The 24575-nt window shown below is 61.5% G+C and carries 29 protein-coding genes; 15 read left to right on the top strand and 14 right to left on the bottom strand.

The genetic code is table 11. From position 1 onward, the window contains the following. Positions 1 to 39: 39 nt before the first annotated feature. Together ACZYR5_RS00540 and ACZYR5_RS00535 are read right to left on the bottom strand one after the other, a co-directional pair. Positions 40 to 1521: a methyl-accepting chemotaxis protein gene (locus ACZYR5_RS00540; RefSeq protein ID WP_489088369.1), complete on the bottom strand. Its 1482-nt coding sequence runs from the start codon at positions 1519 to 1521 to the stop codon at positions 40 to 42. An 83-nt stretch (positions 1522 to 1604) separates the two neighbouring features. Beyond that, positions 1605 to 2423: a TatD family hydrolase gene (locus ACZYR5_RS00535; protein ID WP_489088370.1), complete on the bottom strand. Its 819-nt coding sequence runs from the start codon at positions 2421 to 2423 to the stop codon at positions 1605 to 1607. A gap of 233 nt (positions 2424 to 2656) precedes the next feature. Between ACZYR5_RS00535 and ACZYR5_RS00530 the strand changes: the two genes are divergently transcribed. From ACZYR5_RS00530 to ACZYR5_RS00520, 3 genes are all read left to right on the top strand, one after another. After that, positions 2657 to 4078: an MltF family protein gene (locus tag ACZYR5_RS00530; RefSeq protein ID WP_489088371.1), complete on the top strand. Its 1422-nt coding sequence runs from the start codon at positions 2657 to 2659 to the stop codon at positions 4076 to 4078. A 102-nt stretch (positions 4079 to 4180) separates the two neighbouring features. After that, entirely contained in the window at positions 4181 to 4615 is a 435-nt protein-coding gene (locus tag ACZYR5_RS00525; protein WP_489088372.1) for a DoxX family protein, read from the top strand. Positions 4616 to 4861: 246 nt separating this feature from the next. After that, the gene (locus tag ACZYR5_RS00520) at positions 4862 to 5170 is read left to right on the top strand and encodes a class I SAM-dependent methyltransferase (protein ID WP_489088373.1); all 309 of its coding nucleotides are present in this window, start codon (positions 4862 to 4864) and stop codon (positions 5168 to 5170) included. Positions 5171 to 5173: 3 nt separating this feature from the next. Here ACZYR5_RS00520 and greB read toward each other — a convergent pair whose 3' ends face one another. From greB to ACZYR5_RS00505, 3 genes are read right to left on the bottom strand one after another with little or no spacing between them, the layout of a single operon-like run. Continuing rightward, positions 5174 to 5671 carry a transcription elongation factor GreB gene (gene greB, locus ACZYR5_RS00515; protein ID WP_027620139.1) on the bottom strand — a complete coding sequence of 166 codons (498 nt, stop codon included), beginning with the start codon at positions 5669 to 5671 and terminating at the stop codon, positions 5174 to 5176. A gap of 34 nt (positions 5672 to 5705) precedes the next feature. After that, positions 5706 to 8210 carry an ABC transporter permease gene (locus ACZYR5_RS00510; protein WP_489088374.1) on the bottom strand — a complete coding sequence of 835 codons (2505 nt, stop codon included), beginning with the start codon at positions 8208 to 8210 and terminating at the stop codon, positions 5706 to 5708. Beyond that, the gene (locus ACZYR5_RS00505; protein WP_489088375.1) at positions 8210 to 8893 is read right to left on the bottom strand and encodes an ABC transporter ATP-binding protein; all 684 of its coding nucleotides are present in this window, start codon (positions 8891 to 8893) and stop codon (positions 8210 to 8212) included. Before ACZYR5_RS00505 ends, ACZYR5_RS00510 begins: the two co-directional genes overlap by 1 nt. Positions 8894 to 8903: 10 nt before the next feature. Here ACZYR5_RS00505 and ACZYR5_RS00500 point away from each other — a divergent pair, with 10 nt between their 5' ends. The 3 genes from ACZYR5_RS00500 to ACZYR5_RS00490 all read left to right on the top strand — a co-directional run bounded on the left by ACZYR5_RS00500 (position 8904) and on the right by ACZYR5_RS00490 (position 10932). After that, the gene (locus ACZYR5_RS00500; protein WP_489088376.1) at positions 8904 to 9509 is read left to right on the top strand and encodes an arylesterase; all 606 of its coding nucleotides are present in this window, start codon (positions 8904 to 8906) and stop codon (positions 9507 to 9509) included. Positions 9510 to 9567: 58 nt separating this feature from the next. Further along, the gene (locus ACZYR5_RS00495; protein ID WP_027620143.1) at positions 9568 to 9861 is read left to right on the top strand and encodes a hypothetical protein; all 294 of its coding nucleotides are present in this window, start codon (positions 9568 to 9570) and stop codon (positions 9859 to 9861) included. A gap of 102 nt (positions 9862 to 9963) precedes the next feature. Next, positions 9964 to 10932 (top strand): L,D-transpeptidase family protein, encoded by a 969-nt coding sequence (locus tag ACZYR5_RS00490; RefSeq protein ID WP_489088377.1) that lies wholly within the window; start codon positions 9964 to 9966, stop codon positions 10930 to 10932. A 123-nt stretch (positions 10933 to 11055) separates the two neighbouring features. Here ACZYR5_RS00490 and oprI read toward each other — a convergent pair whose 3' ends face one another. After that, positions 11056 to 11307 (bottom strand): outer membrane lipoprotei OprI, encoded by a 252-nt coding sequence (oprI, locus tag ACZYR5_RS00485; RefSeq protein WP_003172710.1) that lies wholly within the window; start codon positions 11305 to 11307, stop codon positions 11056 to 11058. 632 nt (positions 11308 to 11939) lie between these two features. Here oprI and ACZYR5_RS00480 point away from each other — a divergent pair. Beyond that, positions 11940 to 12221, top strand: coding sequence for a GNAT family N-acetyltransferase (locus ACZYR5_RS00480; RefSeq protein WP_489088378.1), 282 nt, complete (start codon positions 11940 to 11942; stop codon positions 12219 to 12221). Positions 12222 to 12283: 62 nt separating this feature from the next. Here ACZYR5_RS00480 and ACZYR5_RS00475 read toward each other — a convergent pair whose 3' ends face one another. Together ACZYR5_RS00475 and ACZYR5_RS00470 are read right to left on the bottom strand one after the other, a co-directional pair. Next, positions 12284 to 13360, bottom strand: coding sequence for a 3-deoxy-7-phosphoheptulonate synthase (locus tag ACZYR5_RS00475; protein ID WP_489088379.1), 1077 nt, complete (start codon positions 13358 to 13360; stop codon positions 12284 to 12286). A 132-nt stretch (positions 13361 to 13492) separates the two neighbouring features. Further along, on the bottom strand, positions 13493 to 13936 hold the full coding sequence (locus ACZYR5_RS00470) for a PilZ domain-containing protein (protein WP_489088380.1): 444 nt from the start codon (positions 13934 to 13936) through the stop codon (positions 13493 to 13495). Between ACZYR5_RS00470 and ACZYR5_RS00465 the strand changes: the two genes are divergently transcribed. The 5 genes from ACZYR5_RS00465 to cysB all read left to right on the top strand — a co-directional run bounded on the left by ACZYR5_RS00465 (position 13935) and on the right by cysB (position 17889). Then, entirely contained in the window at positions 13935 to 14321 is a 387-nt protein-coding gene (locus ACZYR5_RS00465) for a thioredoxin family protein (RefSeq protein ID WP_489088381.1), read from the top strand. The two genes, ACZYR5_RS00470 and ACZYR5_RS00465, sit on opposite strands and share 2 nt — an antisense overlap. Then, a complete protein-coding gene (locus ACZYR5_RS00460) occupies positions 14318 to 15277 on the top strand; it encodes a putative 2-dehydropantoate 2-reductase (RefSeq protein WP_489088382.1) in 960 nt (319 codons plus the stop codon). The genes ACZYR5_RS00465 and ACZYR5_RS00460 overlap by 4 nt, the downstream gene beginning before the upstream one ends. A gap of 23 nt (positions 15278 to 15300) precedes the next feature. Beyond that, positions 15301 to 16227 (top strand): 5'-nucleotidase, encoded by a 927-nt coding sequence (locus ACZYR5_RS00455; RefSeq protein WP_489088383.1) that lies wholly within the window; start codon positions 15301 to 15303, stop codon positions 16225 to 16227. A gap of 73 nt (positions 16228 to 16300) precedes the next feature. Continuing rightward, on the top strand, positions 16301 to 16801 hold the full coding sequence (locus ACZYR5_RS00450; RefSeq protein ID WP_489088384.1) for a universal stress protein: 501 nt from the start codon (positions 16301 to 16303) through the stop codon (positions 16799 to 16801). A gap of 113 nt (positions 16802 to 16914) precedes the next feature. Beyond that, entirely contained in the window at positions 16915 to 17889 is a 975-nt protein-coding gene (gene cysB, locus ACZYR5_RS00445; RefSeq protein ID WP_007955684.1) for an HTH-type transcriptional regulator CysB, read from the top strand. Positions 17890 to 17894: 5 nt separating this feature from the next. Here the strand turns inward: cysB and ACZYR5_RS00440 are convergent, their stop codons facing one another. Beyond that, positions 17895 to 18377, bottom strand: coding sequence for a GreA/GreB family elongation factor (locus ACZYR5_RS00440; RefSeq protein WP_489088385.1), 483 nt, complete (start codon positions 18375 to 18377; stop codon positions 17895 to 17897). A gap of 2 nt (positions 18378 to 18379) precedes the next feature. Next, the gene (locus tag ACZYR5_RS00435; RefSeq protein WP_489088386.1) at positions 18380 to 18781 is read right to left on the bottom strand and encodes a hypothetical protein; all 402 of its coding nucleotides are present in this window, start codon (positions 18779 to 18781) and stop codon (positions 18380 to 18382) included. A 123-nt stretch (positions 18782 to 18904) separates the two neighbouring features. Between ACZYR5_RS00435 and earP the strand changes: the two genes are divergently transcribed. Continuing rightward, positions 18905 to 20038 (top strand): elongation factor P maturation arginine rhamnosyltransferase EarP, encoded by a 1134-nt coding sequence (earP, locus tag ACZYR5_RS00430; protein ID WP_489088387.1) that lies wholly within the window; start codon positions 18905 to 18907, stop codon positions 20036 to 20038. 48 nt (positions 20039 to 20086) lie between these two features. Further along, positions 20087 to 20656 (top strand): elongation factor P, encoded by a 570-nt coding sequence (locus ACZYR5_RS00425; protein ID WP_489088388.1) that lies wholly within the window; start codon positions 20087 to 20089, stop codon positions 20654 to 20656. 69 nt (positions 20657 to 20725) lie between these two features. Here the strand turns inward: ACZYR5_RS00425 and ACZYR5_RS00420 are convergent, their stop codons facing one another. From ACZYR5_RS00420 to ACZYR5_RS00410, 3 genes are all read right to left on the bottom strand, one after another. Next, a complete protein-coding gene (locus tag ACZYR5_RS00420) occupies positions 20726 to 21145 on the bottom strand; it encodes an organic hydroperoxide resistance protein (protein WP_489088389.1) in 420 nt (139 codons plus the stop codon). Between the two features lie 207 nt (positions 21146 to 21352). After that, a complete protein-coding gene (locus ACZYR5_RS00415) occupies positions 21353 to 21814 on the bottom strand; it encodes a MarR family winged helix-turn-helix transcriptional regulator (protein WP_489088390.1) in 462 nt (153 codons plus the stop codon). Positions 21815 to 21883: 69 nt separating this feature from the next. Beyond that, on the bottom strand, positions 21884 to 22840 hold the full coding sequence (locus ACZYR5_RS00410; RefSeq protein WP_489088391.1) for a LysR family transcriptional regulator: 957 nt from the start codon (positions 22838 to 22840) through the stop codon (positions 21884 to 21886). Between the two features lie 106 nt (positions 22841 to 22946). Here ACZYR5_RS00410 and ACZYR5_RS00405 point away from each other — a divergent pair, with 106 nt between their 5' ends. Continuing rightward, positions 22947 to 23696: a sulfite exporter TauE/SafE family protein gene (locus ACZYR5_RS00405; protein WP_489088392.1), complete on the top strand. Its 750-nt coding sequence runs from the start codon at positions 22947 to 22949 to the stop codon at positions 23694 to 23696. Here the strand turns inward: ACZYR5_RS00405 and ACZYR5_RS00400 are convergent. Next, positions 23686 to 24540, bottom strand: a complete 855-nt coding sequence (locus ACZYR5_RS00400) for a LysR substrate-binding domain-containing protein (RefSeq protein ID WP_489088393.1) — start codon at positions 24538 to 24540, stop codon at positions 23686 to 23688. The genes ACZYR5_RS00405 and ACZYR5_RS00400 overlap by 11 nt on opposite strands. Positions 24541 to 24575 lie beyond the last annotated feature (35 nt).

Below are 24575 nucleotides of genomic sequence, written 5' to 3'. Positions count from 1 at the left end.
AATCAAGGTTGGCTATCGAGTTGATAGTGGGCTTCTCGGTCAAAGCTTGAGCTGGCCGATCGCCTTGTTCAGTTGGCCGGCCAAGGTCGCCAGCTCGTGGCTGGTGGTCGCCGAATCCACGGTCTGCTGCACGGTGTTCTCGGTTACATCACGAATACTGACCACCGCACGGTTCATCTCTTCGGCGACCTGGCTCTGCTGTTCGGCGGCTACCGCAATCTGCGTGTTGCTTTCACGCATCTGTGCCACGGCACCGGTGATTTTCGCCAGCGCGCTGCCCGCTTCCTGCGCCTGCTGCACGCAGTCGTCGGCCTTGAACGAACTTTCCTGCATGAAATCCACGGCGTCGCGGGTCCCGGCTTGCAGCGCCGAGATCATCCGGGTGATTTCATCGGTTGAGCTTTGTACGCGCTTGGCCAGGTTGCGCACCTCATCGGCGACCACCGCAAAGCCGCGGCCCATTTCGCCGGCGCGAGCGGCTTCGATAGCGGCGTTGAGGGCCAGCAGGTTGGTCTGCTCGGCGATGCTGTGAATCACGCTGACCACGCCGTTGATTTTCTGGCTGTCCTCGGCCAGGCGCTGGATCATCTCGGCGGTCTGCTGCACGCCGGTGGACAACCCGGCGATGGAGTCCTGCACCCGGGTCACCACTTGCTGGCCGCTGCCGGCCAGGTTATCGGCGGTTTGCGACAGATCACGGGTGGCGCCCGCGTGCTGGGCGATGTGATGGACAGTCGCGGACATTTCGTTGATTGCCGTGGCGGCCTGGTCGGTCTCACTTTGCTGACCAAGCATGCCATGGCGCACGTCATTCATGCTGCTGGCCAGGCGCGCCGCGCCGATATCCAACTGCCGGGCGGTGTCGGCGACCGTGGTCACCACCCGTTGATAGCCGGCCTGCATGGCGTTGAAGGCACTGGCCATCTGACCCACTTCGTCGGCGCAGGACAACGGCACGCGGGCTGCCAGGTCGCCGGTTTTCTCGACATGCAGCATCACATCCTTGAGGGTATTGAGCTGGCTGAGCAGGAAGCGGATCAACAACTGCGAGGCGCCGAGCATGGCCAGCATCAGAATCAGCACCGCCAGCGCATAGTTGACGAAGCGCTCACTGAACACCTGGCTCAGGCTCGGTCCATAGGCCAGTACGGCCGTGCGTTGCCCATCGGCACGGGTGACCACCTCGGCGCCGATCAGCAGGTCTCGGCCGAACACCGGCATGGAATCAAGCTGCACCCAGCCGCTGGCCTGGCTCAGTTCGGGCAAGGGCTGTTGCTTCAGGCTGGGGATTTGCCCTGCTGTGTAGGTCAGCAGTGAGTCTGTCCTGGGCAGCGGTTGATCAACCGGCCAACTGCGGAGCAACTGCGCCTGTGCTGCAGCACCCTGGCGTGCCGCCTGGTTGCGAGCTTGTTGCTCCAGCTGCACGGCGTACAGCACCAGCAGCAGGGTGGTGACGAAGGCGACGGCATTGACCGCCCAGAATTTGTATTTCAGCGAGATATTGCTAAGCCAGGCACCCATGGAGGTCTTCTCTGATAGCGGAAACAACATTGGCAAGGTGCCATCATTGTGCCGCTATCTGAGGGGCTGCGTCTTGATATGGGTCAAGAGTCGCTGTCGGTGAGCGTCGGCAACGCAAAAAATGCTCGTGCGCATGCCGTGCTGTGGGCGGCCAGATCGTCGACGCTTTCGCCCCGATGCAGCGCCACTTCTCGCAGCACTTCGGTCAGGTAGGCCGGTTCGTTGCGGCCATTCTTCGGCTTGGGGCGCAGGCTGCGTGGCAGCAGGTAGGGCGCATCGCTTTCCAGCATCAGGCGACCGCGGGCGATGTCGCCTACCAGCGGGTGCAGGTGGGTGCCACGGCGTTCGTCGCAGATCCAGCCGGTGATGCCGATGTGCAGGTCGAGGTCGAGGTAGCTGAACAGGGCTTTCTTTTCACCGGTAAAACAATGCACCACGGCGGCGGGCAAGCGGTCGCGGAAGTCCCGCAGGATTTCCAGCAGGCGCTGGCTGGCATCACGCTCGTGGAGGAACACCGGCAATTGCAGTTCTACCGCCAGGGCCAGGTGTTCTTCGAGGACTTTTTCCTGTTGCGGGCGCGGCGAAAAATCCCGATTGAAATCCAGCCCGCATTCACCGACGGCGCGTACGGTCGGTTGCTTGAGCAGATCGCGCAGGTGCCGGGCGCTGTCGGCATTCCAGTCGCTGGCGCTATGGGGGTGGATGCCGGCGGTGGAGAACAGGCGCTGAGCGCTGTCATCCAGTTGCTGGCACAGCTCCAGGGCGTGTTCGCTGCCCTCGACACTGGTGCCGGTGAGCACCAATTGACAGACGCCGGCGGCGTAGGCGCGATCAAGGACGGCCTGGTGTTTGTCGGCGAAACTGGGGTTGGTCAGGTTGACGCCGATATCGATGAGTTGCATGGTGCTACCCTGGGTCTGCGGCCGGAAAGCATAGCAGAGCTGCAGATTTATAAGAAAAACCAAGAACTACAAAGAGTTGAAGCTGTCTTTTGATGCCGGTCGTGCGCCGCGGCGGATTTTCTCTCCCTCGTTAATGCCACTTCCGCTCGTTGCCAGCGCTGCAGGCGCTCTGTTTCTGTCAACCTTCTGCTCATTTTTTCGGGCGGTGGAACAGTATTCTTTGCGGAGAACGGATGACGCGACTCCAGGTTTTACTCGTGCTGTGCTTGTCGATGCTGTTGCCGCTCCCGGCGCAGGCGCGGCTGGCCGGGCCCGTGGAAGCGCTGCCGTCGGGCAATGTCCGCGACCTGGCGCAGATCCGCGCCAGCCGCGTGCTGCGGGTGCTGGTCAATCAGAGCCGCAACAGTTCCGCTGAAGTCCAGGGCCAGAGTATCGGCATGGAATACCATCGCCTGCGCGCCTTTGAGCAGTACCTCAACGGTCACGCCCGGGATGGCCAGGAAATCTCCCTGAAGATCATTCCCAAGGCCAAGGACCAGTTGCTTGGCGCCTTGCAGCGTGGTGAAGGCGACCTGGTTGCGCCGGGTGAACTGCTCGACGCGCAAAGTATTCACGCCGTCAGTAGCAGTGAGCCGATTGTCAGCAACGTGCCGTTGCTGCTGGTGGGGATCAAGGGTGAGCGGCGTTACACCAAGCTCGAGCAGCTCTCCGGCAAGACCCTGGCGCTGCCCACCGGCAGTGCTGCCGGCGAGGCGGTCAATCTGATCAACCAGAAACTGGCGCTGCGCAAGTTGCCACCGGTGACCATCGAGTGGGTCGATCCGAGCCTGGCGGTCGAAGATGTGCTGGAGATGGTGCAGGGCGGGATTTTCCACCTGACCATCGTCGAGCAACCGATAGCCGAACGCTGGGGCAAGATCCTGCCCAAGTTGCGCTTCGACCGGCAGGTATTGATCAGCGAACCGGGGGAGGAGTTCTGGTTCGTCCGTCGCGAGTCGTCGATGCTGCGCGCCAGCATTGACCGCTTTCTCACCTCCTATAAACCGCCCTCCGACCAGGACGTGGCCTTCTTGCGGATTTACCGTCGTCTGTACCAGGTGCGCAACCCGCTGGAGCGCGCCGACCGGCAACGGCTGGAGCAGGTGCGCAGCGTCCTGCAAAAGCATGCCCGCGAACAAGGCATGGACTGGCTCAACCTGGCGGCGCTGGCGTACAAGGAGTCGGCGCTGCAACCCACTGCCCGCAGCGGCAGCGGGCCGACCGGGCTGATGCAGATCACTCCGTCGGCGGCGCAACGGGTCGGGGTCAACAACATTCAATCGCTGGACAGCAACGTGCAGGCCGGTGCGAAGTACCTGGCCCTGATCCGTCGCAAGTTTTTCGCCAGCCCCAAGCTTAATGAGCGTGAGCGCATGGCTTTTGTCCTGGCGGCGTACAACATAGGCCCGGAACGGGTCCAGGGCATGCGTGCCGAAGCCCGCCGCCGCGGCTTGAATCCCAACCAGTGGTTCTTCCAGGTCGAGCGCATTGCCATGGAGCAGGTGGGAATGGGGCCGGTCAGCTACGTCAACAGCGTGAACAAGTACTACCTCGCCTACGACCGGGAAAGAGAGTCGTTGGAGGCTCAGGGTCAGAAAGTGGCTTCGCGAAAATGATCGAATAAGTTGATTGTTTTCTTGGGTTTTTTGCGCTTTTCTCATTCATTTAACTGTTTAAGATGGCGGCCAACCCACACACTCTCACTTGGATGGCAGAGCATGAACAGCATGATTAACAAGGTACTTTCCACCCGCGCCGGCTACGGCCTGTCGGTTGTACGAATTTTCGTCGGCATCATCTTCGCAGCCCACGGTGCGCAAAAACTCTTCGGTCTGTTCGGTGGCTACGGAATTGCCGGGACCGCGCAGTACATGGAAAGCATCGGCCTGGCGCCGGGCCAACTGATGGCGATCCTGGCCGGCGGCACCGAATTCTTTGCCGGCCTGGCACTGATCATCGGCCTGCTGGTGCGCCCGGCTGCGCTGGGGCTGACGGTGCTGTCGCTGGTGGCGATTTTCTCGGTGCACATCAGCAACGGCCTGTTCATGGCCAACAACGGTTACGAGTTTGCTTTGGCGTTGCTGGGTGGCAGCATCGCGGTGCTGGTGGAAGGTGCCGGCAAGTTGTCGGTAGACCGTGCCATCGCTGGCTAAGTGCTCTGGCTCAAGGCTAAGGCCCGCATTGTGCGGGCCTTTTTTGTTACTGGGGATTCTTGACACTCTCCAGTCGGCTTCTCTAGGATATTGTCATGCGCCGATTTAAACAGCTACTTGCGGGGCGCCAGGTGACTTATGCCGTTGCCGACAGAAGCTGCGATACGCTTCGAAATACCGCTAAAGCGCTGGTTCGGTGTTGCCTCTCACCTGCCATGCAGACCTTTGGGGCAGAGACACGACAAAATGAATGCACTACACCCGCCAGTACGTCCCGCGCCGATCACGGCCCATCTGACTCAACGCAACCCGAAAATCCTGCTTGGCGGTAAACACCAGCCGACGCTGTTGCGTTATCTGGACGGCTGGCCACGGCGCAACAACGGCCCGGCAGCGTTCCTGATCCAATTCGTTGAAGACGGCGATTCGTTGGCGCGCTTTGCCAGCGACAGCTTCGACCTGGCGGTGATTCAGTCGCCGTCTGCCGAAGAGGCCGGCGAGGTGATCAAGCAGTTGGTGCGTGTGGCCCGTCAGGGGTTGATTGCTCGCCGCTGAAGTTCAGGGGTAGTCGATCGCGGTGATATAGACGAACTGCTCGCCTTCCGGTGTCTGCACCCGTACTTCCGCATCCAGCGCCTTACCGATCAAGGCCCGCGCCAGTGGTGAGTCGATGCTGATCAGACCTTGCTTGAGATCCAGTTCGTCCGGGCCGACGATGCGATAGCGTGACTCCTTGCCCTGTTCATCCTCGATGGTCACCCAGGCGCCGAAGTAGACCTTGTTCGGGTCACTGGGTTTTTCGCTGACCACCTTGAGCGCTTCCAGGCGCTTGGTGAGAAAGCGCACCCGACTGTCGATCTCGCGCAGCATCTTCTTCCCGTAGGTGTACTCGGCGTTTTCCGAACGGTCACCCTGCGCCGCGGCTTCGCTGACGGCCTGGGTCACCTGGGGCCGACGCACGTGCCAGAGTTCATGAAACTCGGCACGCATCCGCGCTTCGCCTTCGGGCGTGATCAGGGCGGTGCCGGCGGGACGAGGAGGGCGATAACGGCTCATTGCGGCTTCTTGTGTGGGGAAAGCATCGAGTCTATCAACCCTCGCGCAGGACTGTCAGCGGGCTGGCGTTCAGCGCGCGTCGTGTGCCAAACACGCCGGCGCTGCCCACCAGCACCGCGCCGATCACCGGCAGCACGAGCAACCAGGGGTGGGGCTGCCAGGGCAGGTCGAAGGCGAAGCGGTACAGCACCAGGCTGACCAGCTCCGAACCCAGTGCCGCCAGCAGGCCGCTGACCGCACCGAGCAAGCCGAACTCGATCCGCCGCGCCTTGACCAGCAGTTGCCGCTCCGCCCCCAATGCCCGCAGCAGCGCGCCCTGGCGAATGCGCTCATCCAGCGTTGCCTGCAAACCGGAAAACAACACGGCCATGCCCGCCGCCAGAACGAACAGCAGCACGTACTCCACCGCCAGGGTCACTTGCGCCAGGATGCTGCGCAACTGCGCCAGCAGCGCCTCGACCTGCAGGATGGTCACCGCGGGAAAGGCCCGCGAGAGCTCGACGATTTGCTGATCGTGACCGGCTGCCAGGTAGAAGCTGGTCAGGTAGGTCGCTGGCAGATCCTTCAGAGTGCCGGGTTGGAAGATCATGAAGAAGTTCGGCTGGAAGTTGTCCCAGTTGATGCTGCGCAGGCTGGTGACCCTGGCTTCGCGGTTGACCCCGGCGACGGTGAACACCAGGTGATCGCCGAGCTTGAGCTTGAGGCTCGCCGCCACTTTGCCCTCGACTGAAACACCGGGTATGCCGTCTTCGGGTTGTGCCGACCACCAGTTGCCTTCGGTGATGGCGTTGCCCGACGGCAAGTCGGCGGCCCAGGTCAGGCTAAGGTCGCGTTGAATGGCGCGGTCACCTTCGCTGTCCTTGCTGACGATGCCGCGCACCGGTTCGCCATTGATGCTGATCAGGCGTCCCGGTACCACCGGATACAGCGGCGCCGATTGCGCCGATAGGTTGACCAGTCGCTCGGTAAACGCCTGCTTCTCAGCCGGCAGGATATTCAGCGCGAAGTAATTGGGAGCATTTTTCGGCAGCTGGTTTTGCCAGGTGTCCAGCAACTCGCCCCGCAGCAGGGCAATCAGCGCCATCGACAGCAGGATCAGACCGAACGCCAGGGATTGCCCGGCTGCCGCCAGCGGATGGCGCAGCAGTTGGCCCAGGCCCAGGCGCCACGGCAGTGAGGCGCGGGCCAGCAGGCGGCGCAGGCTCTTGAGCACCAGCAGCAATAAACCACCGAGGACCAGTGCGGCTACTACCCCACCGCCAAGCAGGGCGAAGGTCAGCACCAGGTCCAGGCTCAGGCGCCACATGATCAGGCCAAGCGCGCCCAGGGCAGCGCCATAGACCATCCAGGTGCTCGAAGGAATGGGCAGCATGTCACGGCGCAACACCCGCAGCGGCGGTACGCGGCCCAGAGCGGCTAAAGGCGGCAAGGCAAAACCGGCCAAAGCCACCAGCCCGGTGCCGATCCCGGCGATGGCGGGAAGCAGGCCGCCTGGCGGGACGTCGCTGGGCAATAGCTGGCCCAGCAGGGCAAACAGTCCCAGTTGGGCGACCCAGCCGATGACGGCACCGCTGATGCTGGCCAGCAGGCCCAGCACGGCCAGTTGCAGGGTAAACAGCAGCAAGGTTTCCCGGCGCGACAAGCCAAGGCAGCGCAACAGTGCACTGGCATCGAAACGCCGGGTCGCGAAGCGGCTTGCCGAGAGCGCGACCGCAACCCCGGCGAGCAGCACCGCCACCAGGCTTGCCATGTTCAGGTAGCGCTCGGCCTTGCCAAGGGCGCCGCCGATTTGTCGATTGCCGTCGCGGGCGTCCTGCAGGCGCTGGTTGGCGGCCAGTGCAGGGGTGACCTGTTGCCGATAGGTTTCCAGGGCCGTGGCGTCGCCGCGCCACAGCTCACGGTAGCTCACGCGACTGCCGGGCTGGACCACGCCGGTGGCGTCCAGGTCCGCTAGGTTGATCATCACGCGCGGCGTGAGGCTATAGAAGTTGCCGGCGCGATCCGGTTCGTAGGTCAGCACGCGGGTCAGGCGCAGGGATTTCATGCCGACATCGATGCTGTCGCCAATGTGCAGGTCCAGCGCGGTGAGCAGGCGTGCCTCGACCCAGGCTTCACCCGGCTGTGGACCGCCACCTGCTTGCTCCGGGGCAAACGGCTCGGGTGCGTTTTTCAGTTGGCCGCGCAGGGGGTAGGCGCTGTCGGCCGCCTTGATGCTCGACAGCTGGATGCCCTTGTCGGTGGCGATCACACTGGAGAACTCGACGACTTGTGCGTGTTGCAGTCCCAGGGTCTTGCCGCCTTCTATCTGCTCCGGACGGGCAGGCGAGCTGCCCTCGAGGAGCAAGTCGGCGCCGAGGAATTCGGTGGCGCGCAACAGCATCGCCCCGTTGAGGCGGGCACCGAAGTAGCCAATGGCGGTGCTGGCCGCCACGGCCACTACCAGGGCGAAGAACAGCACCCGCAGTTCGCCGGCGCGGGCATCGCGCAGCAATTGGCGGATGGCGAGGCTGAACAGGCGCAACAGCGGCAAACGTGCCATCAAGGCTCCAGGGGGGCGACCATCAGGCCGGCTTCAAGGCGGATCAGGCGGTGGCAGCGATGGGCCAGGCGCTCGTCGTGGGTCACCAGCACCAGGGTCGTGCCGCTTTCCTTGTTCAATTCGAACAGCAGGTCGCTGATGTGTTCGCCGGTGTGGGTGTCGAGGTTGCCGGTCGGTTCGTCGGCGAACAGCACATCAGGCTCGGCTGCAAACGCTCGGGCAATCGCCACCCGTTGTTGCTCGCCGCCGGACAGCTGGCGCGGTGAATGGCCCAGGCGTTTGCCCAGGCCGACCCGGCGCAGCAACTCGGTGGCGCGCTCGCGGGCGTCTTTGCGGCCGTCGAGCTCCAGCGGCAACATGACATTTTCCAGGGCGTTCAGGCTGTCGAGCAGTTGGAACGACTGAAAGACGAAACCGACGTGTTCGGCGCGGATGCGCGCGCGCTGGTCTTCGTCCAGCTGGCTCAGGGCCTGGCCAGCGAGGGTCACTTCGCCACTGCTGGGCAGGTCCAGTCCGGCGAGCAGGCCGAGCAGGGTGGATTTGCCGGAACCGGAGCTGCCAACAATGGCCAGGCTGTCGCCCTTGTTCAGTTCGAGGCTGAGTTGGTGCAGGATGGTCAGTTCACCTTCCGCGCTGGGAACCACTTTGCTAAGGTTCCGCGCAGTGAGAATGCTTGCGCCCATGGAGAGTCCGATGCGTGTGTGGTTTTTGAGTGCTGGCCTGGCCCTGATGTGCATGGCCCAGAACGCAGCGGCGGGTACTGTCCTGATCGTTGGCGATAGTATCAGCGCGGCTTTCGGCCTGGATACCCGGCAGGGCTGGGTCGCGTTGCTGGAACAGCGGCTGCGCGACGAGGGTTACGACGATACGGTGATCAATGCGTCCGTCAGCGGTGACACCAGTGCCGGTGGCCAGGCGCGGCTGCCCGCGCTGCTTGCAGCCCATAAACCGGAGTTGGTGATCCTTGAGTTGGGAGGCAATGACGGCCTGCGCGGACAGCCGCCAACACAATTGCAACAAAATCTTGCGTCGATGATCGACCAGTCGCGAGAGAGCGGTGCCAAGGTGCTGTTGCTGGGCATGCAACTGCCACCCAATTATGGCCCGCGTTACACCCAGGCATTCGCCCAGGTCTATGTCGCCCTGGCGAGCGAGAAAAAAGTCCCGCTGGTACCGTTTTTCCTCGAGGGCGTCGGCGGCAAGCCCGAGCTGATGCAGGCCGATGGCATCCACCCGGCTGCCGGGGCTCAGGGCCGGATGCTGGAAAATGTCTGGCCAACACTAAAACCACTGCTTTGACGCTTTTCTAGCGGCGGGCTTTCGGCTAATGTGGCGCCCCCCTGATCTGGAGCCCCCGATGCCGCGTCCTGCCTGGTCCCTGTTTGCCTACCAACTGATCGAGCCTGACGAGCAGCTGGATCTGTTCGCCTGCCAGGAAGTCCGGGTGCATCTGGTGACGCGTCAACTGGAGTTGGGTGGCTCGGCCGATCGCACCCTTTGCGGCACCCTGCTGCCGGCGCAACCGCGCTGGTCGAGCGTGGATCGCCGGGTGTTCCAGGACCAACGCCTGTGCTCGCTCTGCCGGGCGATTCTTGAATCGCAAAAGCGCGGCACCTCGCCGATCTGGCCGGAACTGCGCTTCGAACTCTGACCCAGGTTACGGGCGGGCCGTCGCCTGGCTCCCCGATTGCATGAGCCTCGGTGTACAATCGCGCTTTTAACCTTTCCGTCGACCATGCAAAGGATTTTCCGGATGTTGTCGCGTTTTCCCGCTGTCGCCCGCTGCCTGTCACTTGCCGCCCTGTGCGTGGCGGGTCCTGTTGCAGCGCTGGAGTTGCCACTGCCACCGCCGGGCGAAGATATCGTCGGCCAGGTGCAAGTGGTCAAGGCCAAGTACGAAGACACCTTCGCCGACCTGGGCACCACCTATGACCTGGGCTACCTGGAAATGGTCGCGGCCAACCCGGGTGTCGATCCCTGGTTGCCGGGCGCCGGCACCGAGATCATCCTGCCGACGCGCTTCATCCTGCCACCGGGTCCACGTGAAGGCATCGTGATCAACCTGGCCGAGTACCGGTTGTACTACTTCCCCAAGGGCCGCAACGTGGTCTACACCTTCCCGCTGGGTATCGGTCGCGAGGGTTGGGGCTCGCCGATCGCCCACACCAGTATCGTCGCCAAGACGCCGAACCCGACCTGGACCCCGCCAGCATCGATCAAGGCTGAGCACGCCGCCGATGGTGACCCATTGCCAAACGTCGTTCCGGCCGGTCCGGACAACCCGCTGGGCCCGTTCAAGTTCACCCTCGGTACCCCTGGCTACCTGATCCACGGTTCGAACAAGAAGTTCGGCATCGGCATGCGCACTAGCCATGGCTGCTTCCGCATGTTCAACAACAACGTGCTGGAGATGGCGAGCATGGTGCCGGTCGGGACTTCGGTGCGCATCCTCAACGATCCGTACAAGTTCGGCATGAGCGGTGGCAAGGTCTATCTGGAAGCTCATACGCCCATCGATGACAAGGGCAACCCGTCGGTGGTCGACAAGCACACCGCCGTCATCAACGCGATGCTCAAGCGCGAAGACATCACCAGCAACATGCGCATGAACTGGGATGTGGTGCGCGACGTGGTCGCGGCCGAGGATGGCCTGCCGGTGGAAATTGCCGTACCGAGCGGTGCTGCGCCGATGGTCTCGAGCACGCCGGTCGAGCTGCAGTAGGCGTTCAGGAAACCTGCCGTGGCTTCAGCGCTGCGGCGGGTTTTTTATTGCCTGGAGGAATCGCAGGCAATAAAAAAGCCGACCCAAAAAACGGATCGGCTTGATAACAATCCCGAAGGACTATTACTTGCGGCTAGCTTTTTCCAGCATGCGCAGAGCACGCTCGTTAGCTTCGTCAGCAGTCTGTTGTGCTTTTTGAGCAGCAGCCAGAGCTTCATCAGCTTTACGGTAAGCTTCGTCTGCACGAGCCTGGGAGCGAGCTGCTGCGTCTTCAGTAGCAGTCAGACGTGCTTCGGTTTCTTTCGATACGCTGCTGCAACCGGTAGCCAGAACTGCGGCCAGAGCCAGAGCAGAGAATTTCAGAACGTTGTTCATCGTGTTCCCCTTCAAGGACTTTCTATTAAATAGCTATCACCTCAGAGTGAGGAAACAGCCGGCGTACATACTACCCATTACTTTTAGTAAGTAAACTGACGTAGAGCAAGAAGCAAAAAAAATTGTAGGCGCTGATTCTTTTTCGAGCAACTTTTAATCGTCCTGTATAAAAAGTGTGCAGCCAGGATGCCCGTCCTCAGCGAGTCCGTTGCCGCGCCCTGAGGAGGCTGATAGCAGTTCGCAGTAACGCCCTAAAGTCGCTCTTTATTGATTCGTCTACACTTTTGTTGAGGAAATGTGCGGCGCCTCACGCGACTTTTGCAGTTACAGGTGACTTTAACTAGCGAGCTTCGTCTCAAGTCTCAATATCCGGCAATGTTCAGGTCGTCGACCGCTCAGGCGATGCGGTCGAACCACCTCGACGGACCTGTGTCGAACCTTGCAGCTGACATCGTGACGAGCGCGCCTTGAGCATTTATGCCTTTGGTGCCTACTATTTGTGACGTGCCAGGCTGCGTGAGATCGATCCAGCTTTTTCTCGGTGTCAGACAGGCACGGGGTGGCGTAGAGGTTCCTTCGCCGGACAAACATCGGTAAGGTAGGGGTCAGTCGAAGACCCGCGAGGAGTAGTGATGAGCGAGGCGTTGTCCATCCACCATGACCAGGCTGGTCATCAATTCGAGACCAATGTGGACGGTCATCGTGCCTACCTGACCTATATGGACCTGGGTAAGCAGACCCTGGATATCTATCGCACCTTCGTGCCCAACGCGCTGCGTGGCCGTGGTATCGCCGCCGCGTTGACCGAGCAGGCGCTCGATTACGCCGACAAAATGGGTTACACCGTCATCCCTTCATGTTCCTACGTCGAGCGGTACATGGAGCGTCACCAGCGGCACGCCGCCAAGCTCTGATCAGGGTTTGCCAATAAAAAACGCCGGGCTCAGCCCGGCGTTTTTGTGTGCGGCCATGCCGATCAGGTGCGCTCGCGTTTGGGCAGCACATCCTTGAGCTTGGCGTGCATGCTGCGCAAGGTGGTTTCGGTCGCGGACCAGTCGATGCAGGCATCGGTGATCGAGACGCCATACTGCAGCTCGGCGAGGTCCTTGGGAATCGCCTGGCAGCCCCAGTTCAGATGGCTCTCGACCATCAGGCCGATAATCGACTGGTTGCCTTCGAGGATCTGGTTGGCGACGTTCTCCATCACCAGCGGTTGCAGTGCTGGATCCTTGTTGGAGTTGGCGTGGCTGCAGTCGACCATGATGTTCGGCTTGATCTTGGCCTTGTTCAGCGCCTGTTCGCACAGGGCGACGCTCACCGAGTCGTAGTTCGGCTTGCCGTTGCCACCGCGCAAAACTACGTGCCCGTAGGCGTTGCCCTTGGTGGTCACGATCGAAACGCCACCTTCCTGATTGATCCCCAGGAAACGGTGCGGACTGGACACCGACTGCAGGGCGTTGATCGCCACGGTCAGGCCGCCGTCGGTGCCGTTCTTGAAACCGACCGCCGAGGACAGGCCGGAGGCCATTTCGCGGTGGGTCTGGGATTCAGTGGTGCGTGCGCCGATCGCCGACCAGCTGATCAAGTCCTGCAGGTACTGCGGCGAGATCGGGTCGAGGGCTTCGGTGGCGGTTGGCAGACCCATTTCGGCCAGGTCCAGCAGCAGTTGACGACCGATGTGCAGGCCGTCCTGGATCTTGAAGGAGTCGTCCAGGTACGGGTCGTTGATCAGGCCTTTCCAGCCGACGGTGGTACGTGGCTTCTCGAAATAGACCCGCATGACCAGATACAGGGTGTCGGACACTTCTGCGGCGAGGACCTTGAGGCGCTCGGCATATTCATGTGCGGCCTTGATGTCGTGGATCGAGCAGGGCCCGATGACAACGAACAGGCGGTGGTCGGTGCCATCCAGGATATTGCGAATGACTTCGCGGCCCTTGGTCACGGTGCGCAACGCAGCATCGCTCAGGGGAATATCACGCTTGAGCTGGTCAGGGGTGATCAGCGTCTCGTTGGAGGCGACGTTTAGGTCATTGATCGGTAAATCAGCCATCGTGTTACTCGTCAGGTCACGGGTGCCGGCCGCCAGCGATCCCCGCGCGGCGGAGCACAGCATGATTTAAGCGCAGCGGGGAGCCGAACCTTAGCGCGTTAGGCGGTGGCTCGACAATGGGCAGGCAGTGGTTTAATCCAGTGCTGGCGTTGCAAAAGCCTGGCGCACGGTCTCGTGGGAGTACTCGCTGGCATGCTGGTCGACCCATTGCAGGGCCAATGCCTGGCTGCCAGGTGGTTCACCCAGGTGTTGCTGCTGGCGGCAATAACGTTCGATCTGGCAGACCTGCTCACCCATGCGGGCCATGAACAGGGTCTGTTCGTCGATGAAGGCGATGCCCACCAGGTAGCTGTGCTTGCGACGCAGGCACCAGGCCACGTAGCCCAGGTAGCAGACATGTTCGCTCAGGGTCGGCATGCGCACTTCCAGTGCCGTTCCCTTGCGCCAGGCGCGGTGATAATTGCAAGCCACGCCGCCGAGACTGATAGTGTGCAGTTCTTGCCGAGAGATACATTCATGTTTGCGCAACGTCAGCTCGACAGGCACATCGTCAGGATGAGGAATGAAACGCCCCATGAACACGGACTCCAAATGTCGGTCATTCGACAGTGTTCCCCCCAGTATAGTGGTCGAATCGGATCTGACCGATTTTGACGTCGACCAGCAGTTGTTGGCGATGAATGGTGTATCGCTGCTGGTGTTCACCAGTGTCGGCTGCTCCAGTTGCCGCTGGGCACGCCAACAACTGCCTACCCTCGGGCTGGATGTCGATCGACTGTGCTGGATCGATGCTGGCGATAACGGCGGGGCGGTCGAGCGTTACCAGGTCTTTCATTTGCCGGCGCTGTTCGTGGTGCGCGACGGTGAGTTTTATGGTGCCGTACAGTCGCGCCTGAGCCGCAGCGAGCTGAATGCCGCGGTAGGGCAGGCGCTGAGTCGAATTCCCGAGGAGTTGCCATGACACAGACAGCAAGCAGGCCGAAAGTCGGCATTATCGGAACCGGGGCCATTGGCGGCTTTTATGGCGTGATGCTGGCGCGTGCCGGGTTCGATGTGCATTTCCTGCTGCGCAGTGAGTTTGCCACAGTGGCCGAGCGCGGCCTGCAACTCAAGAGCGCGGCCCATGGCGCCGTGACCCTCGATCCGGTGCAAGCGTACAGCGCCGCCGAAGACATGCCAGCGTGCGACTGGCTGCTGGTCGGCACCAAGACCACCGGCAATGCCGAGCTGGCACCGGCGATCATCAAGGCAGCAGCGTCCGGGGCGAAAGTCCTGTTGCTGCAGAACGGCCTGGATGTGGAAGACAGCTTGCGCGAACTGCTGCCCGATTCCCTGCACCTGCTCGGCGGCCTGTGTTTCATCTGCGTGCACCGCGCCGGTCCCGGGCTCATCGAGCACCAGGCACTAGGGGCGGTGCATGTGGGTTATCACAGCGGTCCGGCCGGGACCGATCAGGCGGCGCGCCAGCAGATCGTCGAGCAGGGCGCGGGACTGTTTCGTGCTGCGGGTCTCGATTCCCAGGCCATGCCCAATCTGCAGCAGGCGCGTTGGCAAAAACTGGTCTGGAATATCCCCTATAACGGCTTGTCGGTGTTGCTCGGTGCGAGCACCACGCCACTGATGGCCAGCGAGCACAGTCGGGAACTGATCCAGGCGTTGATGGCCGAAGTGGTGCAAGGCGCGTTGGCCTGTGGTCATAGCATGGCACCGGGGTATGCCGAGTACCTGTTCAAGGTTACCGAGCAGATGCCCGACTACTGGCCGAGCATGTACCACGACTACCTGCACAAACGGCCGCTGGAACTGGCGGCGATTTACCAGGCGCCTTTGGCCGCGGCCAGCGCTGCAGGCTGTCGGTTGCCGAAGATCGAGGCGCTGTACCAGGCCTTGCGTTTTATCGATGAGCGAAACGGCTGAAGGGTTCGGCCTGGGGGAAGCGGATGGCAAAGGGCATTGATGACAAGCTGGTGCTGGCAATTTCTTCGCGGGCGCTGTTCGACCTGAGTGAAAGCCACAAGGTCTATCTGGCCAACGGTGTCGAGGCATACCGGCAGTACCAGATCGAGCATGAGGACGAGATCCTCGAACCCGGTGATGCATTTCCGTTGGTGCAAAAGCTGCTGAATCTCAATGCCAGCCTGGGCAAGGCACGGGTCGAAGTGGTGCTGGTCTCGCGTAACAGTGCTGACACCGGCTTGCGCGTGTTCAACTCGATCCACCATTACGGCCTGGCGATTTCCCGTGCAGCCTTCGTCGGTGGGCGCAGCCCCTATCCGTATCTCAAGGCTTTCGACTGCGATCTGTTTCTTTCCACTCACGCCGAGGATGTGCGCAGTGCCCTGGACGCCGGCTTTGCCGCCGCGACCATCCTCTCCGGTGGCGCCAGTCGTGCCGCCAGCGAGGAGCTGCGGATCGCCTTCGATGGCGATGCGGTGCTGTTTTCCGACGAGTCGGAGCGGGTCTATCAGGCGGGAGGCCTTGCGGCCTTTCAGGCCAGTGAACGCGAGTCTGCTCGTGAGCCGCTGCGGGGTGGTCCCTTCAAGGGTTTCCTCGCCGCGCTCAATGCCTTGCAGCGCGAGTTTGCCGAAGACAACTGCCCGATCCGCACGGCGCTGGTGACGGCGCGCTCGGCACCTGCGCACGAACGGGTGATCCGGACATTGCGCGAGTGGGATATCCGACTCGACGAATCGCTGTTCCTCGGCGGCCTGACCAAGTCGGCGTTCCTCGAGGCGTTTGCCGCCGACGTGTTTTTCGATGACCAGGCCGGCCATTGCGAGCTGGCGCGCGAGGTAGTGGCCACCGGTCATGTGCCCCACGGCATCAGCAACGAGGTGAAAACCAAGGCCCCGACGCCGGGCGCCTGAGCGGCGCTTCGCACTCTTCGCAGCGCTGCTAAGCTGAATCCATCTCCGCCATCCTGGCATTCGAGGAGGTCATATGATTCGTTCGATGCTGTATGCCACTGACCTCGGCCATTACGCTCCTGTTGTCATGCAACACGCGCTGGCATTGGCGCGCACATTCAAGGCCGAGTTGTATGTGGTGCATGCCGTCGAACCGATGGGACTGTTTGCCGAGTCGGTATTGCAGAGTTACCTGGACGAGCAGGCGCTCAACGAATTTCACAGCCAGGGCTTGAACACCGTGATGGTCAACATCGAGCAGCGGGTGCTCGACAGCTTGCGTGAGGAGTTGGGGGAAGGGCAGCAGGATCTGGAAGTGATTCAGTCGGTCAGAGTGTTCCAGGGCGATCCGTCGCAAGTGATTCTCCAGCAGGCAGAAAAGCTTTCGGTGGATTTGCTGATCCTCGGTAGTCACAGCCATGGCGCGGGCGGGGAAACTCCTTTGGGCCGTACGGCGGCCCGCGTGCTGCAGCTGTCTAAGGTCCCGGTCTACCTGGTGCCGTTGTTGCAGCGGCGGCGTCACGACGACATTTGAGGCGTAAGTGCTGGCCTTTTGATGAAAAAGTTCTAGATTTATTCTGCAAACCATTAATATAGTTATATATCGTCGCTGATGCCCGTGGCGCCTAACTGCTTTGAGGGATTGATATGAAGCTTCAACAATTGCGCTACATCTGGGAAGTGGCGCACCACGACCTCAACGTTTCCGCCACCGCTCAAAGTCTCTACACCTCGCAACCGGGCATCAGTAAACAGATCCGCCTGCTGGAAGACGAATTGGGCGTCGAGGTTTTTGCCCGCAGCGGCAAGCACCTGACCCGCGTTACGCCAGCCGGTGAGCGTATCATCACCACCGCCGGCGAGATTCTGCGCAAGGTCGAAAGCATCAAGCAGATCGCCCAGGAATTCTCCAACGAGAAGAAAGGCACCCTGTCGATCGCCACCACCCACACCCAGGCGCGCTATGCCTTGCCACCGGTGATCAGTAACTTCATCAAGCAATACCCGGATGTTGCCCTGCACATGCACCAGGGCTCGCCGATGCAGATCGCCGAGATGGCGGCTGACGGCACCGTGGATTTTGCCATCGCCACCGAAGCGCTGGAGTTGTTCGGCGACCTGGTGATGATGCCGTGCTACCGCTGGAACCGCTGTGTGGTGGTGCCTCAAGGGCACCCGCTGACCAAGCTGCCGAAGCTGACCCTCGAGGCTCTGGCGGAATACCCGATCGTGACCTACGTCTTCGGCTTCACCGGCCGCTCGAAACTCGACGAAGCGTTCAGCCACCGCGGCCTGACCCCGAAAGTGGTATTTACCGCGGCCGACGCCGACGTGATCAAGACCTACGTGCGCCTGGGCCTGGGTGTTGGCATCGTGGCGAAAATGGCCGTCGACACCAAGCTCGACAACGACCTGGTGGTACTGGATGCCAGCGAGTTGTTCGAGTCCAGCGTGACCAAGATCGGTTTCCGTCGCGGCACCTTCCTGCGTGGGTTCATGTGCGACTTCATCGAGAAATTCGCGCCGCACCTGACCCGTGAAGTGATGGCCAAGGCGATCCAGTGCCACAACAAACAGGAACTGGAAGAGCTGTTCGAAGGCGTCGAACTGCCGGTTCACTAAGCCCTTCAGACGACCTCGGTGACAGTGAACTGTTGCCGGGTGCCGCCTACCAGGATCTCGACTTCATCGCCTTCGAACTTGCCCAGCAGGCTTTTGCCCAGCGGCGAGCGGGGGCTGATGACGGTGATCAACTGGCCCACCAGATAGACCTTCAATCCCGCCGCATCGGGCGCCAGGAACAGCCATTGCTGGCGCGCCTGTTCATCTTCCAGGCCCAACAACGTCCCCACCTGGATGCCCAATTGTTCGTCATACGGACGCAGGCTGAGGTTCTGGCACAGCGTCAGGGCCTGGCGAATTTCCTCGACACGCCTGGCCTGGCCGGCAGCAAGGTAGGAGGCTTCGAGGCCGAGGGTGTCGTATTTGTTTTCGGCGATGTTTTCTTCGTGGGTCGCGGTTTCGTAAGCGGTTTGTGCGGCGCGGCGGGCGATCTCGAGGTCGTCCGCGAGTTTTTCCAGGATCAGGGCGTGAACCGTTTGTTTATTCATCTTCAATCGCAGAATTGCTGAACGTTGGCGCGGCTTTTTTCGCTGGGAATGGTCTTGTCTTGCGCCAACCAGAACTGGCACGTGGGATTGGACTGGTTGCGCGGGTTGCTGCGGGCCTGCTCAAGGGACTGCTCCCGTGCCTGTTTGGCGAGGTTCTGCTGATATTGCTCGAACATCGGGTTTGGCGCCGCCGGTTCCATCGCAACGGGGCGGGGTTGGGCTGCCTGGCGCGTCGCCTCGGCCAGCGCCGTCAGTTGCTCGCTGAACAGCAGCCTGGACAACAACCAGGCCGTCAGGATGATCGCGACAAAACCCAGCCACAGACCCAGCGCGATGCTGCCGACCAGTTGCAATGGCTTGAGGGTGATCGACACACTGCGGCGGGCGGGTGGACGGTAGGGCATGGTGGCCTCCTGGCAGGACGGTTTGCGCAGCGCTGGATTGTCGCATGAAGATTAATCGACGTCGGCCCTTCTGCACGCAACGATTTATGCGGACAATTGGAATCTTTGCCTGCGGAGCCCGGAATGAAAGTCCACTGGGATATTTTTTGCACTGTCGTCGATAACTACGGCGACATCGGCGTTACCTGGCGCCTGGCCCGGCAACTGGTGGCCGAGCAGGCTTGCGCGGTGCGCTTGTGGGTCGATGATCTGCGGGCGTTCGAGCGCATGTGCCCGGAACTCGACATCACTCAGGATCAACAATGGCAACAGGGTGTCGAGGTGCGGCACTGGTCGATCGAGTGGCAGCCGACGCACGCTGCAGACGTGGTGATTGCCGCGTTCGCCTGTCAATTGCCGAGCGCCTACATGGACGCGATGGCTGCACGCCCGCAGAAGCCGTTGTGGATGAACCTCGATTACCTCAGCGCTGAAGACTGGGTCGTCGGCTGTCACGGCCTGCCCTCGGTCAAGTTCAAGCAGGTGCAGAAGTACTTTTTCTTCCCCGGTTTCCAGGTCGGCACCGGTGGCTTGCTGCGTGAACGCGAGCTGTTGGCTAACCGCGCGCGTTTTCAAGCCAGTGCCCAGGCGCAACGTGAGTTTCTGCAGGGGCTGGGGGTGGTGCGTGCCGAGGGCGCCCGGCTGATGTCGCTGTTCGCCTACGAAAATGCCGGACTGGCTGACTGGCTGGACGTCATGGCCAGCGACGCCCGGCCTACGCAAGTATTAGTGCCCGAGGGGCGAATTCTCGGCGACGTCGCACGTTGGCTCGGAGTTGACGGGTTGGCGGTGGGGGCGATCGAGCAAAGGGGTGCCCTGACGGTGCAAGTGCTGCCATTCGTTAGTCAGGACCAATATGACCGGCTGCTCTGGTCCTGCGATTTCAACGCGGTGCGCGGTGAGGACTCCTTCGTTCGGGCGCAATGGGCCGCTCGTCCGATGTTGTGGCACATCTATCAACAGGAAAATGACGCCCATCTGGACAAGCTCGAGGCCTTTCTCGCGCTCTATTGCCGATCCTTGTCGCCCGCTGCCCGTGTTGCGCTAGAGGGGTTGTGGCGCGCCTGGAACACCGACGCGGGGGTTGCTGCCGCGTGGATTCAGGCCCTGGAACATTGGCCTGAGCTGCAAAAACACGCCGATGATTGGTGTCTGGAACAGGCCTCGCAGCCTGATCTCGCCTCAGCGCTGGTACAGTTTTACCTAAATTGGCTATGATACGCGGCCTAGATTTTTGTAAATCCCATCCAAATTCGGATATTCGTAATGAAAACTGGTAAAGAACTCAAACCCGGTACCGTGCTGCGTATCGACAACGATCCTTGGCTGGTTCAGAAAGCTGAATTCACCAAGTCGGGCCGTAACAGCGCGATCATGAAGACCAAGCTGAAGAACCTGCTGACCGGCTACAAGACCGAAACCGTTTACGGTGCGGACGACAAGCTGGATGACGTGATCCTGGATCGCAAAGAAGCGACCCTGTCCTTCATCAGCGGCGACACCTACACGTTCATGGACACCTCTGACTACACCATGTACGAGCTGAACGCTGAAGACATCGAAGCCGTTCTGCCGTTCGTGGAAGAAGGCATGACCGACGTGTGCGAAGCCGTATTCTTCGAAGATCGTCTGGTTTCCGTAGAGCTGCCGACCACTATCGTGCGTCAGGTTGACTACACCGAAGGTTCCGCTCGCGGTGACACTTCCGGCAAGGTGATGAAGCCTGCCAAACTGAAGAACGGTACCGAGCTGTCGGTTGCTGACTTCATCGAAATCGGCGACATGATCGAGATCGATACCCGCGAAGGCGGTTCTTACAAAGGCCGTGCTAAATAAGCACCGTTCTTGTAGGCAAGAAAAAGCCCGACCAGCGAGTCGGGCTTTTTTGTGCGCGTTTGCCAGGGATCACACGCTGACGTGCAGGCGCACATCGACATTGCCGCGGGTGGCATTCGAATAAGGGCAGACCTGATGCGCAGCATCGACCAGGCTTTGCGCGTCGGTTTGCTCAAGGCCGGGCAGGCTGACATGCAGGTCGATATCCAGGCCGAAACCGCCGGGGATCTGGCCGATGCCGACGTGGGCGGTGATCGAGGCGTCGTCGGGGATTTTGCGCTTGGTCTGGCTGGCGACGAACTTCAGTGCGCCGATGAAGCACGCCGAGTACCCGGCGGCGAACAGTTGCTCGGGGTTGGTTGCAGCACCGCCGGCACCGCCGAGCTCTTTCGGGGTGGCGAGTTTGACGTCGAGAATGTTGTCGCTGGAGACCGCGCGACCATCACGGCCACCGGTAGCGGTTGCAACTGCGGTATAGAGAGTTTGCATGACAGGATCCTCGTTTCGAATGGGTTGCTTGCGCTAAATGTTTGCGCGCTAAGTAAGTGCGAAATAAATGTATCGCGCAAATAGTTGGCGCGCAAGATAGTTGTTGGGTTTTATTTTGCCGTTGGTCGGTCGGGGTCGGCGGGAATTGAGATGAGGGGGCGGCGCTCGCGCAGGACCCAAGGCGGTCGCTGCGCGTCAGGGGGCGGGTTACAAGCTGTCTTGCAGATGGCTGCGCAGGTTCTGCAGATCGTCCTGCAGTTTGCGCATCTGCTCCAGGGCCAGGCCGCTGGCACCGAGGATGCAGGGCGGAACATCACGCGCTCGTTGCTTGAGGGCACGACCCTGTTCGGTCAGTTCGACAATCACCACCCGTTCGTCTTCACGGCTGCGGGTGCGGCTCAGCAGGCCTTCGGCTTCCAGGCGCTTGAGCAGGGGCGTCAGGGAGCCGGGATCGGTCAGCAGGCGCGCGCTGATTTCGCCTACGGTCAGTCCATCCTGTTCCCACAACACCATCATCGCCAGATACTGCGGATAGGTCAGCCCCAAGGCTTGCAGCAAGGGTTTATAGACCTTGGTCATCATCAGGGACGTGGAGTGCAGGGCGAAACACAGCTGATTGTCCAGCAGCAGGTTGTCGCAAGGGTCCGGGGTGTCACTTTGGCGGGTCATGTCTAAACCTTGAACAATGATCGGGATAAATCTAGCGGGCGAGTCTTTAACGCGCCAGGGATTATTCGGCTACAGGCGGTTGAAGTCGCGCTGCAGGACCAGATCCCAGGGCGGGATCGGGCTGAAGCGGCTCTTGAGGTATTCCAGGAGCAAACGACTGCGGGAGCTGGCCTGTTGTTCCAGGCGCAGAGCGTAGATCCCGGAGCTTTCTGGTTTGGGCAGGCCATTGTCGCAGAACAACGGCAGCAATTCGCCGCGCAGCAGGTACTCACTGCACAACCAGGTGGGCAGATGAGCGATGCCCAGGCCGGCGAGGGCGCCGTAAAGGAAGGCTTCGGCGTTGTTGGCGCTCAGGCGGATGCGTTGCGGACGATACAGCTGCATTTGTCCGTCCTGTTCGAAACGCCAGGCAAAAGGTGGGGCGAGGCCATCCCAATCGAGCCCGTCGTGGTCGACCAGCTCGCTCGGGTGCTGCGGCGTACCGCGACGCTTCAGGTAGTCGGGGCTGGCACAAGCGATTCGCACCATGTTAGCCAAGGGCGTCGCCACCATGCGAGTGTCGGCCAATTGACCTGCGCGCAAGACCAGATCGACTTTGCCCAGGTGCGCGCCGTGCATATCCACGAAGCTGTCGATCAGGTGCAGTTGCACATCCAGCCCCGGGTAGAGCAGGAGAAAGTCGGCGATCACCGGCGCCAAATGCCTGCGCCCGAACGCAGCCGGGGCATCGACGCGAATCAAGCCTTCCGGCGCGCTGCTCAGGGAGGCGACCTCGGCCCGCGCCAGGCGCAACTCGCCAACAATCCGTCGAGCCCGCTCGGCGAACGCCAACCCGGCCGGCGTGGGGCGTACGGCGTGGGTCGTGCGCACGAACAATGGGCTGCCCAGTGCCTGCTCCAGGCTATCGATACGCCGGGCGACGGCAGAAGGTGTCAGGGGATGGCGGCGGGAGGCAGCCGAAAAACTTCCGGTTTCCACGACATCGAGGAAGAGACCCAACTGATCGGTAAGTGTTGTAGGGTTCATGGTGTTTGCTTGTGCGATATAGGCATAGCCATTGTGCGTTGCTGTGCGTTTCCCCGCTAGCCCGGACTGCGTAGGATGAAGCCCATTGACGTGAGGGATTGGACCTGTGATCGAGTTGACGATGTATGTGTTGCTGGGGGCTGCCTTGGGCACCGTGGGTGGTTTGTTCGGAATTGGCGGCGGCTTGATCGCGATTCCTGCCCTGGGGGTGCTGTTTGGCCTGGACCAACAGCTTGCCCAGGGCACGGCGCTGGTGATGGTGGTGCCGAACGTGATGCTGGCGTTGTGGCGTTATCACCAGCGCAATCGTATCGAGTTGCGCCACGCACTGCCGTTGGCCACCATGGGCTTCTGTTTCGCGTTGTTGGGCTCGATCTGGGCGGTGGGGATCGATGCTCAAGCGATGCGCATCGGTTTCGTGGTGTTCCTGGTGGCCTTGTCGGTCTACAACCTGGTGCGCATGTTCATGACTGCGGCGGCGCCGACTGCGAAGATGCGCTATTCGTGGCCGTGGCTTGGAGTGCTGGGCGCGGCGTCCGGCGTCATGGGTGGCTTGTTCGGGGTGGGCGGCGCGGTGGTCGCAACGCCGGTGCTGACCAGCGTGTTCGGCACCACCCAGGTGGTGGCGCAGGGCCTGTCGCTGGCACTGGCCTTGCCCAGCACCGGCGTGACCCTGGCGACCTACGCCCTGCACCAGCAAGTTGACTGGCACATCGCGTTGCCCATGGCGGTGGGCGGTCTGCTCAGCATCAGTTGGGGCGTGAAAATTGCCCACGCCTTGCCGGAACGCCTGCTGCGCGGCTTGTTCTGCGCGTTTCTGGTGCTGTGTGCGGTGATGCTCGCGTTTAAAGTTTGAAGCCTTCGACAATGTGCTCGGCCAGGCACTCGGTGATCGGCGACGGGTGGTGCAGGTTGCGCAGCAGCATGATGCTGGCCTCGGGTAACTGAGGCAGGCCTTCGGCTTCGCCGAGAATGCGCATGTCCTGGGGGATCAGGCTTTCCAGTTGTGCGGTCACCGCAAGGCCAGCGCTGACCACCGCCATCAGCGCCGACAGGCTCGAACTGTTGTAGGCGATCCGGTACTCGCGGCCGGCAGCATCCAGCGCATTGCAGGCCCAGAGTCGGCAGAAGCAATCGCTGTTGAACATCGCCAGCGGCAAGGGTGATTGTTCGATGGGGTTGTAGCATTGCGCCTGGGCCCAGACAAAACGCTCCTTGCGCAACAACTGGCCGATTTCGCTGCCGGGCTCGCGGGTGACAATGGACAGGTCGAGGTCCTGGCGCAGCAGCAGTTGCCTGGACGATTCGCAATGCACTTCGATCTGCACCAGCGGGTAGGACTGGGCAAAGCGCGAGAGAATCCCGGGCAGGAAGCGCATCACATAATCATCCGGCGTGCCGATGCGCACGGTGCCGACCATGTGCGGTTCGCGCAGGGTATTGAACACCTCGCTGTGCAATTTCAGGATGCGTCGCGCATAACCCAACAGCACCTCACCTTCTGCTGTCAGCTTCACCTGGCGTCCGTCGCGTTGAAACAGCTGGCGCTGCAGCACGTCCTCTTCCAGGCGTTTCATCTGCATGCTCACCGCCGATTGCGTGCGGTTGACCAGTTCGCCTGCGCGGGTGAATCCGCCTTGGTCGGCGATGGCAACGAAGGTGCGCAGGACGTCGGTCTCGATGCTGGGGAACTGGCTCACTCATCAATCTCCGAGATGTGTTGCATTCAAAACAT

This window comes from Pseudomonas sp. F007 (assembly GCF_057814275.1).
This window is presented reverse-complemented; position numbering and strand designations above follow the sequence as displayed.

What these genes read in the sequence shown, in the direction of transcription:
- cysB (WP_007955684.1), top strand. Translation starts at nt 16,915, where the DNA reads ATGAAGCTTCAACAATTGCGCTACATCTGGGAAGTGGCGCACCACGAC.
- ACZYR5_RS00490 (WP_489088377.1), top strand. Translation starts at nt 9,964, where the DNA reads ATGTTGTCGCGTTTTCCCGCTGTCGCCCGCTGCCTGTCACTTGCCGCC.
- ACZYR5_RS00435 (WP_489088386.1), bottom strand. Translation starts at nt 18,781, where the DNA reads ATGCCCTACCGTCCACCCGCCCGCCGCAGTGTGTCGATCACCCTCAAG.
- ACZYR5_RS00440 (WP_489088385.1), bottom strand. Translation starts at nt 18,377, where the DNA reads ATGAATAAACAAACGGTTCACGCCCTGATCCTGGAAAAACTCGCGGAC.
- ACZYR5_RS00450 (WP_489088384.1), top strand. Translation starts at nt 16,301, where the DNA reads ATGATTCGTTCGATGCTGTATGCCACTGACCTCGGCCATTACGCTCCT.
- greB (WP_027620139.1), bottom strand. Translation starts at nt 5,671, where the DNA reads ATGAGCCGTTATCGCCCTCCTCGTCCCGCCGGCACCGCCCTGATCACG.
- ACZYR5_RS00455 (WP_489088383.1), top strand. Translation starts at nt 15,301, where the DNA reads ATGGCAAAGGGCATTGATGACAAGCTGGTGCTGGCAATTTCTTCGCGG.
- ACZYR5_RS00480 (WP_489088378.1), top strand. Translation starts at nt 11,940, where the DNA reads ATGAGCGAGGCGTTGTCCATCCACCATGACCAGGCTGGTCATCAATTC.
- ACZYR5_RS00525 (WP_489088372.1), top strand. Translation starts at nt 4,181, where the DNA reads ATGAACAGCATGATTAACAAGGTACTTTCCACCCGCGCCGGCTACGGC.
- ACZYR5_RS00535 (WP_489088370.1), bottom strand. Translation starts at nt 2,423, where the DNA reads ATGCAACTCATCGATATCGGCGTCAACCTGACCAACCCCAGTTTCGCC.
- ACZYR5_RS00520 (WP_489088373.1), top strand. Translation starts at nt 4,862, where the DNA reads ATGAATGCACTACACCCGCCAGTACGTCCCGCGCCGATCACGGCCCAT.
- ACZYR5_RS00415 (WP_489088390.1), bottom strand. Translation starts at nt 21,814, where the DNA reads ATGACCCGCCAAAGTGACACCCCGGACCCTTGCGACAACCTGCTGCTG.
- oprI (WP_003172710.1), bottom strand. Translation starts at nt 11,307, where the DNA reads ATGAACAACGTTCTGAAATTCTCTGCTCTGGCTCTGGCCGCAGTTCTG.
- ACZYR5_RS00495 (WP_027620143.1), top strand. Translation starts at nt 9,568, where the DNA reads ATGCCGCGTCCTGCCTGGTCCCTGTTTGCCTACCAACTGATCGAGCCT.
- ACZYR5_RS00425 (WP_489088388.1), top strand. Translation starts at nt 20,087, where the DNA reads ATGAAAACTGGTAAAGAACTCAAACCCGGTACCGTGCTGCGTATCGAC.
- ACZYR5_RS00475 (WP_489088379.1), bottom strand. Translation starts at nt 13,360, where the DNA reads ATGGCTGATTTACCGATCAATGACCTAAACGTCGCCTCCAACGAGACG.
- ACZYR5_RS00530 (WP_489088371.1), top strand. Translation starts at nt 2,657, where the DNA reads ATGACGCGACTCCAGGTTTTACTCGTGCTGTGCTTGTCGATGCTGTTG.
- ACZYR5_RS00540 (WP_489088369.1), bottom strand. Translation starts at nt 1,521, where the DNA reads ATGGGTGCCTGGCTTAGCAATATCTCGCTGAAATACAAATTCTGGGCG.
- ACZYR5_RS00460 (WP_489088382.1), top strand. Translation starts at nt 14,318, where the DNA reads ATGACACAGACAGCAAGCAGGCCGAAAGTCGGCATTATCGGAACCGGG.
- earP (WP_489088387.1), top strand. Translation starts at nt 18,905, where the DNA reads ATGAAAGTCCACTGGGATATTTTTTGCACTGTCGTCGATAACTACGGC.
- ACZYR5_RS00500 (WP_489088376.1), top strand. Translation starts at nt 8,904, where the DNA reads ATGCGTGTGTGGTTTTTGAGTGCTGGCCTGGCCCTGATGTGCATGGCC.
- ACZYR5_RS00510 (WP_489088374.1), bottom strand. Translation starts at nt 8,210, where the DNA reads ATGGCACGTTTGCCGCTGTTGCGCCTGTTCAGCCTCGCCATCCGCCAA.
- ACZYR5_RS00420 (WP_489088389.1), bottom strand. Translation starts at nt 21,145, where the DNA reads ATGCAAACTCTCTATACCGCAGTTGCAACCGCTACCGGTGGCCGTGAT.
- ACZYR5_RS00470 (WP_489088380.1), bottom strand. Translation starts at nt 13,936, where the DNA reads ATGGGGCGTTTCATTCCTCATCCTGACGATGTGCCTGTCGAGCTGACG.
- ACZYR5_RS00465 (WP_489088381.1), top strand. Translation starts at nt 13,935, where the DNA reads ATGAACACGGACTCCAAATGTCGGTCATTCGACAGTGTTCCCCCCAGT.
- ACZYR5_RS00410 (WP_489088391.1), bottom strand. Translation starts at nt 22,840, where the DNA reads ATGAACCCTACAACACTTACCGATCAGTTGGGTCTCTTCCTCGATGTC.
- ACZYR5_RS00505 (WP_489088375.1), bottom strand. Translation starts at nt 8,893, where the DNA reads ATGGGCGCAAGCATTCTCACTGCGCGGAACCTTAGCAAAGTGGTTCCC.